This is a genomic window from Neisseria sp. CCUG17229 (assembly GCF_047839235.1).
GTDB lineage: Bacteria > Pseudomonadota > Gammaproteobacteria > Burkholderiales > Neisseriaceae > Neisseria > Neisseria brasiliensis.
In genome coordinates this window covers 986,412-1,001,674 of sequence record NZ_CP181247.1, presented here as the reverse complement: position 1 = coordinate 1,001,674, position 15,263 = coordinate 986,412, and the positions used below count along the sequence as shown (strand labels likewise).

The 15,263-nt window shown below is 47.5% G+C and carries 14 protein-coding genes; 2 read left to right on the top strand and 12 right to left on the bottom strand.

What is annotated here, in order from left to right; genetic code table 11:
• Positions 1 to 19: 19 nt before the first annotated feature.
• The 3 genes from ACM67B_RS04750 to ACM67B_RS04740 all read right to left on the bottom strand — a co-directional run bounded on the left by ACM67B_RS04750 (position 20) and on the right by ACM67B_RS04740 (position 3,302).
• On the bottom strand, positions 20 to 805 hold the full coding sequence (locus ACM67B_RS04750; protein ID WP_416190365.1) for a TrmH family RNA methyltransferase: 786 nt from the start codon (positions 803 to 805) through the stop codon (positions 20 to 22).
• Between the two features lie 116 nt (positions 806 to 921).
• Positions 922 to 2,253 carry a tRNA lysidine(34) synthetase TilS gene (tilS, locus tag ACM67B_RS04745; RefSeq protein ID WP_416190364.1) on the bottom strand — a complete coding sequence of 444 codons (1,332 nt, stop codon included), beginning with the start codon at positions 2,251 to 2,253 and terminating at the stop codon, positions 922 to 924.
• Between the two features lie 89 nt (positions 2,254 to 2,342).
• A complete protein-coding gene (locus ACM67B_RS04740; RefSeq protein ID WP_095503186.1) occupies positions 2,343 to 3,302 on the bottom strand; it encodes an acetyl-CoA carboxylase carboxyltransferase subunit alpha in 960 nt (319 codons plus the stop codon).
• Between the two features lie 220 nt (positions 3,303 to 3,522).
• Here ACM67B_RS04740 and ACM67B_RS04735 point away from each other — a divergent pair, with 220 nt between their 5' ends.
• On the top strand, positions 3,523 to 3,924 hold the full coding sequence (locus ACM67B_RS04735; RefSeq protein ID WP_416190363.1) for an RNA-binding S4 domain-containing protein: 402 nt from the start codon (positions 3,523 to 3,525) through the stop codon (positions 3,922 to 3,924).
• 436 nt (positions 3,925 to 4,360) lie between these two features.
• Here the strand turns inward: ACM67B_RS04735 and ACM67B_RS04730 are convergent, their stop codons facing one another.
• The 4 genes from ACM67B_RS04730 to ACM67B_RS04715 form a co-directional block, all read right to left on the bottom strand.
• Entirely contained in the window at positions 4,361 to 5,497 is a 1,137-nt protein-coding gene (locus tag ACM67B_RS04730; protein WP_416190362.1) for a hypothetical protein, read from the bottom strand.
• 384 nt (positions 5,498 to 5,881) lie between these two features.
• Positions 5,882 to 7,621 carry an exodeoxyribonuclease V subunit alpha gene (recD, locus tag ACM67B_RS04725; RefSeq protein WP_416190361.1) on the bottom strand — a complete coding sequence of 580 codons (1,740 nt, stop codon included), beginning with the start codon at positions 7,619 to 7,621 and terminating at the stop codon, positions 5,882 to 5,884.
• A 236-nt stretch (positions 7,622 to 7,857) separates the two neighbouring features.
• On the bottom strand, positions 7,858 to 8,538 hold the full coding sequence (lolD, locus tag ACM67B_RS04720) for a lipoprotein-releasing ABC transporter ATP-binding protein LolD (RefSeq protein ID WP_416190360.1): 681 nt from the start codon (positions 8,536 to 8,538) through the stop codon (positions 7,858 to 7,860).
• Complete coding sequence (locus ACM67B_RS04715) at positions 8,531 to 9,781, bottom strand: lipoprotein-releasing ABC transporter permease subunit (RefSeq protein WP_416190359.1); 1,251 nt, start codon at positions 9,779 to 9,781, stop codon at positions 8,531 to 8,533. Before ACM67B_RS04715 ends, lolD begins: the two co-directional genes overlap by 8 nt.
• A gap of 217 nt (positions 9,782 to 9,998) precedes the next feature.
• On the opposite strand from ACM67B_RS04715, the gene ACM67B_RS04710 reads away from it, so the two are divergent.
• A complete protein-coding gene (locus ACM67B_RS04710) occupies positions 9,999 to 10,286 on the top strand; it encodes a hypothetical protein (RefSeq protein WP_095503192.1) in 288 nt (95 codons plus the stop codon).
• A 69-nt stretch (positions 10,287 to 10,355) separates the two neighbouring features.
• Here the strand turns inward: ACM67B_RS04710 and recR are convergent, their stop codons facing one another.
• From recR to ACM67B_RS04685, 5 genes are all read right to left on the bottom strand, one after another.
• Entirely contained in the window at positions 10,356 to 10,961 is a 606-nt protein-coding gene (recR, locus tag ACM67B_RS04705; protein WP_416190358.1) for a recombination mediator RecR, read from the bottom strand.
• Between the two features lie 79 nt (positions 10,962 to 11,040).
• Positions 11,041 to 12,570, bottom strand: a complete 1,530-nt coding sequence (locus tag ACM67B_RS04700; protein ID WP_416190357.1) for a SurA N-terminal domain-containing protein — start codon at positions 12,568 to 12,570, stop codon at positions 11,041 to 11,043.
• A 109-nt stretch (positions 12,571 to 12,679) separates the two neighbouring features.
• The gene (mog, locus tag ACM67B_RS04695) at positions 12,680 to 13,264 is read right to left on the bottom strand and encodes a molybdopterin adenylyltransferase (RefSeq protein WP_100563357.1); all 585 of its coding nucleotides are present in this window, start codon (positions 13,262 to 13,264) and stop codon (positions 12,680 to 12,682) included.
• A gap of 95 nt (positions 13,265 to 13,359) precedes the next feature.
• Positions 13,360 to 14,076, bottom strand: a complete 717-nt coding sequence (locus ACM67B_RS04690) for an S-methyl-5'-thioinosine phosphorylase (RefSeq protein WP_416190356.1) — start codon at positions 14,074 to 14,076, stop codon at positions 13,360 to 13,362.
• A gap of 106 nt (positions 14,077 to 14,182) precedes the next feature.
• Entirely contained in the window at positions 14,183 to 15,253 is a 1,071-nt protein-coding gene (locus ACM67B_RS04685) for an AI-2E family transporter (RefSeq protein WP_416190355.1), read from the bottom strand.
• Between the last annotated feature and the right edge of the window lie 10 nt (positions 15,254 to 15,263).

Genomic DNA, 15,263 nt, shown 5'->3' with positions numbered 1-15,263 from the left:
TTTCAGACGGCCTAAACCGTTAATGGTGTATTCTTTGGCGCATCTGCTCAAACAGGCAGACAGTAGCGGCCATGGCAACATTCAGCGATTCGGTTTGCCCCAGCATCGGAATCTTGACGCTGGCGCTCACCTTTTCCAATACTTCCGCACTCACGCCGCTGCCTTCGTTGCCGAATACCCAAGCGGCCGGTTGGCGCAGATTCATGTCGTAAAGATTAAAATTGTCGTGCTCACTCAAGGCGGTTGCCCACACCGTATCTTGATATTCTGCCAGCCATTGCATCATCGGCACGCGGCTGTGGATGTTCAGCAAAAAATGTGCACCCATTGCCGCACGCAATACTTTCGGCGACCACACGTCTGCGCTGTCTTGGCTGAGTATTAAATGCGGCACGGCGCAAGCCGCGGCGCTGCGGATGATGGTGCCGACATTGCCGGGATCTTGCACGCATTCCAATACCACGCAGTCGCCCTCTTTCGGCCATGCTGGTTGGTGCGGCATATCGATTAAAGTCATCACATCATCAGAATCAGTCAGGCTGGTGATTTTGGACAAGGCTTCGTTGCTGACCCACGTCATGAGGTTGACCGGAATGGCTTCGGCCAAGCGACGGATTTCATGATGATTGGCTTTGGATTCAGGCAGATAAACCTGCACGGGTTTGCCACCCGCGTCAAGATAGCTTTGCAGCAGATGCACGCCTTCCAATACGGTTTGCCCGTATTGGCGGCGCGCTTTGGATTGGGAAAGCAGCTTGGCCAAATGCTTGAGCTGCTCATTTTGGGCAGAAGTAATCAGTTTCATGCCATGCATTATAGCTGCTTTCAGACGGCATGGTGAGGCCGTCTGAAAATAAAAAAGCCTTTACATCATGTAAAGGCTTTTTGAGTTCTTTCAATAACGAAGGGCTCCATACTGATCTAGTTTAACAATGCTTCTAATATATTTGGCTTCCCGATATATTTTATAAACGGCTTATAAACAGGCAAAAATCCATTACTAACCTGAAAATCCTGATTAACCTGTAAATTGGCCACTGCTAACGATACATTATCAGGACGTGTAATAATTGGCCAAACTTGTCTGACAGACGGCAAAACATAACATTCTTGCAATATTTTTTTAACTGATTTATGACCAAACATCGACTTTATTACATCTTTATTGGTCATGTTACGAAGCACACCTACATCCATTAATACCTGTTCGCTCAATCCAAATTTATGTGGTTTTAAAATAAACCCATTTTCTAACAAGATATCTTTCAGACGGCCTCGATGCCCCCCTTCATGGGACACCCATGGATAATGCTCTGTTGCCATGGCTCTGATATACAAAACATCCCGGTAAAAATCGACGGATTTATCATCAAACTGCCATTGCGCAGATTCCGCTTCCCGTAAAACTCTGGCCATATCGGATAAAGTTTTATGCGACGGCAAACGGATTTCGTGAACTTGAAAAAAATGATGCAACACGCGACGACGACGCAAATCACTCAACCCACGCCACCGGCCAACCTGAAACAGGCCGTCTGAAAGGATATAGCGATAATCATCTTGCGTGATTTCGTTCAACAAAGCCAAATCATCTTGCATACTGCGTACATTGGCCAAAATTTGCTGATGAATATTCGGCACTTTCTGCTGCCATTGCAGCAAAGCTTCGTGGCGGATCCAATTGCGCAAATAGCTGGCGTCTTGGTTGCTTTCGTCTGTCACATAAGCTAAGTCATGCTCGACAGCATAGTGTTCTAAAACAGCTCTTGGCACATCTAAAAGCGGCCGCCAGATTTTGATGCTTGGGCTTAAATCACGCCATTTCGGCATGGCGGCGAGTGAGCGGATTCCGCCACCACGGGCAACACCGAGCACAAAAGTTTCGATTTGGTCGTTTTGATGATGCGCCAAGGCTAAAATATCACAAAGGCCGTCTGAAAATACACGGTAGCGTTCAGCTCTTGCCGCCGCCTCAATGCCTTTTCCTTTCGCGTGAATGGTCACTTTGTCGACGCGCAAATCAACATTCAATTGGGTACATAATGTTTGGCAAAATGCTGCCCATTCATCGGCAAATGGGCTTAAACCGTGATGGACATGTACGGCATGAAGCTTAAAATTTTTCTGTTCGCGCAAACGAGCCAGTAAATGCAGCAAGACTACCGAATCCAATCCGCCGCTTAAGCCCACCTCAATACTCAATTTATTGCTTGGTTGCGGTAATGCTGCTGCCAATAAAGCCAATAAATCCATTTTCCAATTCCGTTGTTTTCAGATGGCCTCAATGCAAAAACAAGCAGGCACTAGCCTGCTTGTTTTCATGATAATCATAATTACAAAAATTATTTCTCGGTGAATTTACCGTATGCCATGATGCGGTCGAAACGACGAGTCAATAAATCTGCCATCGGAATGCTTTGCGCATCACGCAATTGCTCTTCCAAAACGTGTTTCACACTCAACATCACTGCCTCCGTATCCCGATGTGCGCCCCCCAAAGGCTCGTCAATAATGCGGTCGATTAAGTCCAACTCTTCCAAGCGCTTGGCAGTGATACCCAAAGCTTGTGCGGCATCGGCGGCTTTTTCAGCAGTTTTCCACAGAATCGATGCACAACCTTCCGGTGAAATCACCGAATAAGTCGAGTATTGCAACATATTCACATAATCGCCCACGGCAATCGCCAATGCACCGCCCGAACCACCTTCACCGATAATGGTGCAGATTACTGGTACACGCAAGCGGGTTAATTCGTATAAATTGCGGCCGATGGCTTCTGATTGGCCGCGCTCTTCCGCACCAATGCCCGGATAAGCTCCCGGCGTATCAACAAAAGTCATCACCGGCAAACCGAATTTTTCAGCAGTTTGCATTAGGCGTAAGGCTTTGCGGTAACCTTCAGGACGCGGCATACCGAAATTGCGGCGGATCTTTTCTTTGGTATCACGGCCTTTTTGGTGACCGATGACCACCACGCTTTGACCGTTGAAACGTGCCAAACCGCCCACAATGGCATAATCGTCGGCAAAATGACGGTCGCCGTGCAACTCTTCAAAATCGGTAAAAATCGCGTTGATGTAATCTAAGGTGTAAGGACGCTGAGGGTGACGTGAAACCTGTGAAATCTGGGCAGGTGTCAGCTTGCTGAAAATAGATTTGGTTAAATCATTGCTTTTCTTTTGCAGGCGGGAAATTTCGTCTGAAATATCAACAGCCGACTCACCTTGAACGAAGCGCAGCTCGTCGATTTTATTGGTCAGCTCAGCAATAGGTTGTTCAAAATCTAAAAAAACAGGTTTCATACGATGAAGCTCTCATGAATAAGATTCTGCTGCAATCATACGCTAATCAGGCAATTTTAGCAGCAGTTTGCACAAAAAATATGCAGCATTTTGATAAAAATCAGGGCTTCCCCATGATTTTCAGACGGCCTGATTGATTTTTAGTATAGATACACTAATACATCAGGTGGCGTATCTTATGATAAACTCAGAATCAATTCAAATCTTTTCTGACACACTTATGAAAAACGAACAAGACAATCACACCATGCGCCTAGATAAATGGCTGTGGGCCGCGCGCTTTTTCAAAACCCGTGCGCTGGCACAAAAACACATCGAGCTTGGCCGCATTCAGGTAAACGGTGCCAAAGTGAAAAACAGCAAATACATCGTGGTTGGCGACACCATCGACATGACCTTAAATTCACTGCCTTATAAATTCAAAGTATTGGCGCTCAACCACCAACGCCGCCCTGCGCCGGAAGCCAGATTGCTCTATCAAGAAGATACCAAAACAGCCACCGAGCGCGAAAATCAAAAGCTGCTTGATCAGGCCAGCCGCATTACCGCCGCCTACCCTGACGGCCGACCGACGAAACGCGATCGCCGACAATTAGATAAAGTCAAACGCGATACTTGGTAAACCTAATATTAACAAGGCCGTCTGAAATTTCAGACGGCCTTAAATATAAGAAAAACAAGCGTTTGAACATCCTAGAAAATGTAGGTCGGATACTTGTATCCGACAATCTTGAACGCACTGTAAGGAAAATGACAATTTCCCGAGCCTAGTCGGCTTATCAATGAAATATCTCAGGAAAATTTGAAAATCTTAGGCCGCTAGGTAGAGAACTGATTACCAACAAAAAAGAAGGCAAAAACCATTTGGTCAATTTTAGTGCGATGATCTCAGCGAAAAGCAAGGGGCTTTTTATCCCCTCTGAGAAGTTTTATCATTTTTCAGAAGGCATTTTAGAAATGTCGGATACAAGTATCCGACCTACGATTGCTTGGTAAATCCATATCAGTAAGGCCGTCTGAATGTTCAGACGGCCTCTTTAATGTATCCTAAGAAAAAATTAGAATTTATATTCTACTTGGCCACGCACCACATTCACATCTTGTTTGTCGCCGCCAACAGTGGCAGTAACTTGTTTACCGTGCAGGTAGAAGCCTTTTACTTTCCAGTTTTTCCAAGGAATGTAAGTTGCACCCAATTGAACGCCTTGAACGTTTTTGCTGTAGTCTTCAACCGAAGACACGCCCGACAGCGAACCCACGCGGCGGTAGTTCAAGAACACGTCATACGAATTGCGCACATCCCAATCCGCCAATTTGTAGCGAACTTCGGTAAATACGCCGTCATTTTTGATTTTTTGGCCGACATCATTGTAGGCTTTGATGTTGGATTTGCTGACCGCAGCCATCCAGCGCCAATCATCATTGAATTTGATGTCGGTACCCAATTCGCCGAATACGGCATTTTTGGCATCATGACGATCGCCAATGTCCACATCTTTCATGTAGCTGACAGTTGCGCCAACATTGATGTTTTCATTCACAGGGTAAGTGCTTTGAATCGAAGCAAAATGTTTGCGACGACCGCCTACGCCCCAGATATTGTCGTTAAAGTAACCTGTACGGCGGCCTGCGCTCACTTTAGTTGGCAATACTTTGTTATCAAAGAACAATTCAGCACCGGTTACTTCGGTATCCCAAACGCGGCCGTATGAAGAGAATGCGCCAAATTTACCCACACGGGCTTTGATGCTGTGGTCGCCAAAATTGTAAACTGTACCTTCGGCATAGAGTTTGTTCACCGGCACATCATGGTCGCCACGGAATTTACCGGTTTCCAAATCGATATTCGGCTCGATTTGCGCTACGGCTTTCCAGTCTTTATACAGATTTGCACGCACCCAAAATTCAGCGTTAAATTCGCTGTGTGTATTCTCCGGAGTCGGATTTACGCGACTGTTGTTGGCTCTGGTATCTTCACTGTCAACGCGCACACGGAACGCGCCGTTTACAGTCAGCAAATCATTAAAAATACTGATTTTATCGTCATCTTTACGAATAATACTGCCGGAATTCACATAATCACCGGTGGTCGATAACGCAGCGGCATCACGCTCGCTATCGGCGGGATTGGCCGCAGCAAAAGGCGCAGCAGCTAAAGCAGCACAAACAACAGCAAAAGTTTTTTGAATTTTCATGCAAATCTCCAATTTATCGAAGCAGTAAACAACCGTTTTGTTTTGATTGTTGTGGCCGGATTTGAGATAAAACAAGCCACAACAATTTATGGATAATGTGGTTGAACCAGCTACCAACCACATCGGTGTTACTCAGTTACATGCTTAAAAATTTTCCGTGTTATATCACGCAACATATTAAATTATGTAACTAATGTGACAACAATGCTATGTAGTTTACTGTATTACGTCAATAAAATTTTACATGAATTAAAAAATAAACCGATTAATTTGATGAAAGTCAACTTTACGGTAGACCCCCTGAACGGCATTTCGCTAAAAATTTATGCAAAACTACTATAAATCAGCAAAAAAGAAATATAATGTAGTTTTATTTAATTTATTTTAAAACAAGGCATTAATTATTTCATCTAAGGCTGTTTGACGCTTTTTCTGGGTTTTTACTGCCCATTCAAAGATTTTTTTGTTGCCCCAAAACACAAAACGCTTCTGCGCACGAGTGATACCTGTGTACAACAGCGCATTATTTAAGCTGTTTAACACGTCATCACTTTCATTGGCCATATCAATACTCGGCGGCAGCAACCACACTTCCCGATATTCTGAACCTTGGCTTTTATGCACGGTCATGGCAAATGCTGTTTCAAAAGCCGGCAGCCGACTGATTGGGATTTTTCTGAAACTGTCTGCAAACGGAAAATACGCCGCCAAGCCATTAGCTGATTCGCCATCCTGCATAATCAGGCCGATGTCGCCATTGAACACATCCAACGCATAATCATTGCGCGTGACCATAATCATTTGTCCGGCAAACCACGGCATGTCGCCCGATATACGCTGTTGAGCCTGTAAATGGCGGAAATAAGCCTGATTAAAGTTTTCCGCATCTTGGCGCCAAGCCGTTAACACCACCACATCCGCCGCATGGCCGAATGCCAGCGCCACATTGCCGCTCTCGACTGCCTGCCAGTATTTTTCATGCTTGTGATACAAGTATTCGGCTTGGTGTTTCATGTCGGCATGCAATACCTGCAATTCATCCGGAAAGCGTTCAAACTGCGCCCACGCTGTTTCACTGTCACCTGAAACCACTGCCCGCGCCAAGCAACCGATGCCGCTATCCGTACCAAAACGGTGGCTAACCTGCAAATGGGCGATGTTTTGCGATAAAGCCGGCGGATGTTCGGCAACTTTAAATGTATGCTGCGGCAAATATTCGCTTAAACGGCGATGAGTGTCTTCATCCAAAACGGTTTCGCGCGATAAGGCGGCCAATACTGCGCCCACACCAACCGACGGCAATTGAAATTCATCCCCCAAAAAGATTACGCGGCAACCGCTCGGAATGGCTTTGAGCAATTGCAACAACAGCGATAAATCGAGCATCGATGCTTCATCCACCACCAACACATCCAAAGGCAAAGGCTGTTGCGCATGAAAGGCCGATTGCATTTGCGGTGGGCGCAGCTTCAATAGGCGATGCACGGTTTGGCCTTCCAAGAGCAACAAATGCTGCTTGATACGTTCAGGCAAGTCAAAGCGATCTAAAGCACGATGCAGCGCGCGTGCCATATGCGCAGCTGCTTTGCCTGTCGGGGCAGCCAAAGCAATGCGCGGTAAACTGGTGGCATTGTCGCAAATCAAGCCCAATAATTTGGCGACTGTGGTCGTTTTACCGGTACCCGGCCCGCCGGTAATCAGCATAAACGCTTGCAGCAAAGCCAAACCGGCGGCATCGCGCTGTCCTTCGCTGCCTTTTTCGGCAAACCAGTTTTGCAGATTTTGCGAAGCCTGCAGCCAATCAACATCATCAACAGAGGCTGTGGCCAGCCGCTTGATTTCAACCGCTAAATCGTGTTCCAACTGCCAAAGCCTGCCCAAAAACAAACGCCGCCCGTTCAGCACCAGCGGCGTTTCACCATCGGTGCCCACCACCAAAACAGCACGTTTCAAGGCTGCCGCTTCTTTATCGCTGACCCAGATAAACGAATGCCCGCTTTGCAGCGCGCTAAACAAGGCTTCAACATAAGGGGTCACCACCACCGCATCTTCGAGCGCGTAGTGTTGCAAAAACTGGGTTGCAGCCAAGGCCGCTGCTTGGTTCAAATCGATGGGCGCATTCATTTTGTTTTCTCACGAAATAAACTGAGACCTTTGCAAAGCCCTAAATTTAAGTACAGTTTAAAGTTGTAGCAGCGCAGAAAGCGCAGACATATCACAAAAAGACTAAGCTTTCGAGCAGCACACAACGAAAAATGTGCCAAAGATAGGGTTTTACAAAGGTCAAAGGCCGTCTGAAAGTTTAACATCACACTTTCAGACGGCCTATTATACCGTTTTACATCTATTTGCCATACGGATTATTTGTCTTGCAAACGCCCGTCCTGCATGGTCATCACGCGCTCGAAACGCACAGCCAATTCATCGTCATGCGTGACCACAATCAGGCTGGTGCCGAGTTCGTTTTTCAAATCCAGCATCATGTCGAGTACGTTTTGCGCATTTTTACGGTCGAGATTACCGGTCGGCTCATCGGCCAACAAACATTTCGGCTGCGTCACCAGCGCACGGGCAATGGCGGCACGTTGTCGCTCCCCGCCTGACAATTCACTCGGGCGATGCAGCATACGCTGTTTCAACCCTACTTTTTCCAACATCACCGCCGCCTGTGCTTCAGCTTCGGCTTTCGGCTTTTTGCCGATGAGCAAAGGCATCATCACGTTTTCCAAAGCAGAAAATTCAGGTAGAAGATGGTGAAATTGATACACAAAGCCTAAATATTGATTACGTAACAAACCCAACTGCTTTTGGCTCATTTGCCCCAAGTCCTGCCCCATCAAGGTTACACGGCCTTCAGACGGCATATCCAAGCCACCCAAAATGTGTAAAAGCGTTGATTTGCCGCTACCTGACGAACCAATAATGCTGACACTCTGGCCTTGCGCCACTTCCAAATTCAAGCTGTTTAATACCTGCACGTTCAGCGCGCCGTCATTGTAGCTTTTGCCGACGTTTTCACATTTCAACACGATATTATTCATAGCGCAAAGCCTCCGCAGGTTGGGTTTTCGCCGCGCGCCAGCTTGGATACAGCGTGGCGATAAAGGCCAAAGCCAAAGAAATACAAGCGATCACGGCTACATCTTTCATGTTGACATCGCTTGGCAGGTAATCGATGAAATAAATCTGCGAATTAATCAAATGCACGCCGAACAGTTTTTCAAAGAATGCCACGATTTTGCCGACATTCCAGCCCAGCAACACGCCGCACACCACACCGATTAAGGTACCAAAAAAGCCGGCAAACGCACCCTGCACCATAAAAATCTTCATCACACCGGCAGGAGACAAACCCAAGGTACGCAAAATCGCAATATCGGCCTGTTTCTCAGTTACCGCCATCACCAATGACGACACCAAATTAAACGCCGCCACAGCAATAATCAGCGTTAAGATGATGAACATCATGCGTTTTTCCAACTCAACCGCTTCAAAATAGCTGCGGTTGCTAAACGTCCAATCGCGCACCCAAACATCTTGCTGCTCGGCAGCCGGAATCAGGTTGGCGATAAAGTCAGGCGCATTTTGCGGATCGGCCAGCTTCAGGCGCAAACCGCCCACACCGTCGCCCAAGCGATACAATACCTGCGCATCTTGAATATGTGTCATCGCCAGTGAGTTATCGACTTCATACACACCGGTTTTGACAATGCCGACTACGTTAAACTGCTTCAAACGCGGCACCACACCTGCCGGCGTGACGTTGCCTTCAGGCGTAATCACCGTCACTTTTCCTCCCGGCTCCGCACCCAACGCCTGTGCCAAACCTTCGCCCAGAATAATATCGAAGCTGCCCGGTTTCAAATCGTCAAAACTGCCGACCGGCATGTCTTTGCCGTAATCGACCACGTTTTTTTCTTCAGACGGCAAAATACCGCGAATCTGTACACCGCGCACTTCACCCGAATTGGCCAACAAGGCTTGGTCGGATACATAAGGCGCGCTGGCCAAGACTTCTTTTTTGTCTTTAATATAACGGCGCAAATCCTGCCATTCGGCACCGTTGCCATTGTCGAAATAACCGATTTCGGCATGCGGTGCGACGTTTAACAACTGCCCGCGGATTTCTTTTTGAAAGCCATTCATCACCGACAGCACCACAATCAGCGCGGTCACGCCCAATGCGATGCCCGCAATCGAAATCATGGTGATGAACGACATGAATCCGTTGCGTTTTTTTGCCCGCAGATAACGCAGGCCAATCCAAGATTCTAAAGAAGCCATTTATTTCAAGTGCCTTCGTTTGACAATAAAAGCGGTATTGTACCGTAAAACGTGCAGGCCGTCTGAAACGCCTACGGCATAAAAAACAACTGTAAAGACTGACCTTGTAAACCACAATTTCGGTAAAATCCGCCGAAAAATTTGCATTTGCAGCGAATCGGCTTTATTCTAGGCTCAACGGTACCTGCTTCGTACCATCAATAAGGACGAATATCCAATGAAAACCACAAAACTCTTAGCTTTATCCGTAGCCGCTGCTGCTTTAGCGTTCAGCGTAAATGCGTATGCGGCTAAAGAAGTTAAAATTGCTTCCAACAACACCCCTTACTCTGACACACACGTGCAGCAATTGGCCGCCACTGCATTGGGCATGGGCGTGAAAGAACCGGTCAGCCTCACCCGCTCAGGCGGTAATGTTGTCGTATCCGGCAGCGGAAGCACCAAATGTACCTTTAAAGTAGGCGAAGGCGATGCGCCAAAAATTCAGGGCGTAAACTGCAAATAATCTATTCCTATATCAAAGGCCGTCTGAAAATTCAGACGGCCTTTTGCATATTTTTAATATTTTTATCTTCTATTCTTTCACCATACGCCGCTCATACACTGCCTGCGCTAACGTACCCGCATCGACATATTCCAATTCCCCACCTAACGGAATGCCGCGTGACAAACGGCTGATTTTATAAGGCAAGTTTTTAAATAATTCCGACAACACATAAGCCGTGGCATCGCCTTCAGCAGTAAAGTTAGTAGCAATGATGATTTCATCGATTTCACTCTGTTGCAAACGCTCGACCAGCTTATCCAAAGCAATTGCCGAAATATCCATGTTTTGCGCCGGACTAATCTGCCCCATCAATACAAAATACAAGCCGTCGTGGCAATGCGCGGTTTCCATGTTGGATACATCCGCCGGCATATGCACAATCATCAAGCGGCTTTTGTCGCGACTTTCATCGGCACAAATGTCACAAATCTCGTTTTCGGTAAACGTGTTGCACAAGCGGCAATGGTGTACTTGTTTCAGCGCATGTTGCAGGGCATCAACCAACTCTTGCGCTTCTTCGCGCTTATGTTGCAACAGTTGATGCGCCATGCGCTGGGCAGATTTGGGACCGACATTGGGCAGCACTTTCAAGGCATTAATCAATCGGCCGAATGCATCGGGTTGTTTACTCATATTGTTCAGACGGCCTCGCCGCTTTCCATGAATCTTAATAAACCAAACGGCCGGAGTACCGGCCGTCTGAATCCATCCATTATTCTGTCGGATTCACTTTTTGAGCACCTTGCTCTTGTTTGATTTTTTTGTTCAGGTATTGCAACAATTGGTCAAACACATTGGCAGTTTGCTGCTGCACCACAGCCTGCTTGGCTGCCGGCAATTGCTCGTTGACATTTTCAGGCGACTTGATGGCCTGCACTTCCAAAATCACCGGAGCCGGCAAGCCTTCGAGCTTCACATAAGCCGGTTTGCCTTCAGCCGGACGCGCTTTCAACAATTCCGCATAGGCTTCAGGCGGCATAGATTGACGCGCTTGCTGGGCATTCAAATCAGAAACCGGCGACCATTCCACTGCTGTTTTCTGCCCTGATTTCAAATCAGCCAAAGCTTCATCGGCTTTTTTCTCGGCCATTTTACGCGCTTCGGTCAGCAAATAAGCCGAGCGCACTTCTTCTTTCACTTCTTCAAATGGTGCGGTTTTCTCTTCACGCACTTCTTTGGCGCGAACTACCCACACCACATCCGGCGCAACGGTAATCGGCTCGGAATTGTGTTTTTTCTGCAAAACATCTTCGCTAAAAATCGCCGCAATCAGCTCATCCGGCATACCGGCCGCCTTGCCGTTGGCTTGGGTCAGCCATTCATCAGGCGCTTCAACTTTCAGGTTCAGTTTTTTGGCTACCTCGGTCAAGCTATTCGGATTATTGAATGTTTCTTCAGCCAATTGTTCTTTGAGCTTATTGAATTCACCAGAGACTTTTTTCAGCTTCAATTCGTTTTCAATGCGGGCTTTTTCCTGCTCGAAAACCGGCTTATTATCGGCCGGAGCCGCTGCGGCTTGCTCATCAAATGCTTTGCGCACTTCTTCTTCGCTCACGCTTTGTTTAGCCGCCAACTCATTGGCATCCAAAGCCACATATTCGATCTTGGCCGCTTGCGGAATCACATAATCTTTTTTATTGGCATCGTAAAAGCCTTGCACCGCTTTATCGTCAACCTTGATTTGTCCGGCAAACATTTCCGGACTAAAGGTCACCGAACGCACCGTGCGTGTAGCTTGGGTCAGGTTCACCAATTGAGCCGCTTGTGCATCGCTGACGATGGTGCCGTTTTGTACCAAGTTCAGCAGGTTTTGCAATTCAAATTGTTCGCGGATTTCATCGACAAACTGGTCTTCGCTCATGCGTCGCTGGTCAAGATACTGCGTCAGCATCGCTTGACTGAATTTACCGCTGGCATCGTGAAAACTTGGGTCATCCACAATGATTTGTTTGATTTGTTCCTGCGACACCGCAATGCCCATCATTTTCGCACCTTGGGTCAGATAGGCGCGTTGCAGCAAAGATTGAAACACCGCATCGCGTGATTCATTGCCGCCGGCCGCCTGCGCATTTTGCATGGCCACGTTCAAAGCGTGATCGCTCACCTTCTGATCACCGACTTTAACAATATAATCCGAGCCCGGCGCAGCAACCGTGCTCACACCGAAACCGACAAAGGTCAACGCAATCAAACCCAATAAAATCTGGGCGGGCAACTTATATTTTTCAACGGAATGGAACATAACAACTCAATAAAGATATGTGGATGGCAAACGTGTATTGTAACGTTTTTTTCGTGAACCTGCACTTCAATTCATGCTTTTCAGACGGCGTTTTGAGAGACTTTTCTGATTATTTCTGTTTCGGGCGGAACGCTTTGCTCACTGCGGCATCGGTTTCGATAAATGCACCACCGATTAAATCCACGCAATACGGAATTGCGCTGAATAAGCCATGCACTTTAATTTCACCCTGTTCATCGCGCACCCCGCCCAGCGTTTCGGCGATGGCTTTCGGGCGGCCAGGCAGATTGACGATTAAGGTTTTGCCACGAATACCGGCGGTTTGGCGCGATAAAATAGCAGTCGGTACATAATATAAGCTAATTTGGCGCATTTGCTCGCCGAAACCGGGCATTTCTTTTTCAACCACATTTAAGGTGGCTTCGGGGGTGACATCCCTTGGCGCTGGGCCGGTGCCGCCGGTGGTGAACACGACATCGCATTGATGCGCATCGGCCATGTTTTTCAGAGCCTGTTCGATTTCGCTTTGCTCATCAGGAATCAAGGCTTCGACAAAATCAATCGGATTTTTTACCGCGCTTTGCAGCCAATCCTTCAGTGCAGGAATGCCTTCATCGGCATACACACCGCTGCTGGCGCGGTCGCTGGTGGACACCAAACCGATGGTGATGGTGGCTAAAGTAGATTCGCTCATGTGTTGTTCTCTTTTACTTGAAGCAGGCCGTCTGAAGCATTCAGACGGCCTGCGGATTAAATCAATGATAAATGTTCAGACGGCCTAAAACTGATTTACAAATCAACCAGTAAACGGCGGATTTTTTCAATAGATTGGTGCGATTCGATCACGCAACCATCTTGACTCGCGCCCTCACCAATGCAGCTCATGCCGATGATGCCGCAAAAATGGGCATAATTCATGTCTAATTCGCGCGCCAAAATGGCTTCGGGCATACCAGTCATGCCCAACACATCGACACCGTCTTGACGGTAGCGGTTAATTTCGGCACGGGTCGGCCAGCGTGGCCCCTGCAAACAGCCATACACGGCTTTGCGGTAAACCGGCGTATCATGGGCTTGCGCGTGTGCAATCATTTTTGCTTGTAGGCTTTGGGTATAAGGCGAGGTGAAATCGGTGTGGACAACCGGTTGCTCCTGCCCTTCAAAAAAAGTGGCGCCACGGCCATGGGTGTAGTCGATTAAATCATGCGGTATCACTAAGCTGCCGCTTTCCAAGGCTTCATTAATGCTGATCACGGAAGCTACGGAAATGATGTCTTTCGCACCAATAGAATGCAACGCCCAAATATTGGCGCGATAATTGATTTCATGCGGGGCGATGGTGTGACCAAAACCGTGCCGCGCCAAAAACACAATGTCTTGGCTGCCGAGCTTGCCAAACAGCAAAGGGCTGCTGGTCAAACCATAAGGCGTGCGCACAATTCGGCGATCGGTTATGCTCAATTGGGGCAGCTTGGTAAAGCCGCTTCCGCCGATTACTGCCAGCATAATGTTCTCCTTTGAATATCAAGCGGATTTAGCTTAACGGTTATCGATAAAAAATGCAACAAAAGGCCGTCTGAAATCACTTTCAGACGGCCTGACTAACTCGTGTTTATTTATGTTTGTAAAAATGGCTGTCGAAATAATTAGTCACGCCTTCACGCACCAACACCAGCGTAATCGCGGCCAACGGCAAGCCGATTAACATGCCAACAAACCCCATTAATTGGCCAAATGCCATCAATGAAAAAATCACCCAGAATGGCGACAAACCAATACGGTCGCCAACAATTTGCGGCGTGATAAAGAAGCTTTCTAAGAATTGTCCCACACCAAACACGCCCCACACCATCAGCAAGCCCGGCCACGAACCAAACTGCAACACCGCCGCAATTGTCGCCAACAGCAAGCCGGTAAACGCGCCCAGATAAGGCACAAACACCAAAATACCGGCAATCATACCGATGGCAAAGCCAGAGTCCAAACCGACCAACATCAAGCCGATACCATACACCAAGCCCATAATCAACATCACCATCAGCTGACCGCGTAAAAATTCGCCGAGCACGCGATCCATATTATTGGTGATACGGGTGTAGCTGTCGATAAATCGGCGCGGCACTAAGGCGCTGATGCCGTAAGACCAGCGTTTCCAGTCGAGCAAAAAGTAATACAGCAAAAACGGCAGCAGCATTAAATTGGTCAAGCCGATCACCACATTGCTGCTTTGCTTCATTAAAGTCGGCATCACCGATTTAAGCGTATTGCTCAATTCGCCTGTGTTTGACTGCACCCAAGCAATTAGCGATTCGGTATCGATATCAATAAAATCGCCACCAACCCGATCCGCCCACGGCAACAGTGTATTTTGCAGGAAATCGACAATCTGCGGCAAACGCCCGATTAAATTATTAAACTGACCGATTAACATTGGCACAATAATCAGCAGCAAGGCGAGTAGCACAGCCAATGCAAAAATCATCACAATCATGGAAGCGATACCGCGCTTAAAACGCTTGCGCTGCAGCCATTCCACCATCGGATTGAGCACATAAGCCAACACCGCCGCCACAATAAACGGCGTCAGAATATTGCCGAGCGCATAAAGCAGCCATACCAGCAAGACCAACACCACGGTCATGATAATCCACGGCTTATGGCCGCGCGGTTTCTTTTGATACATGGGTTAAACC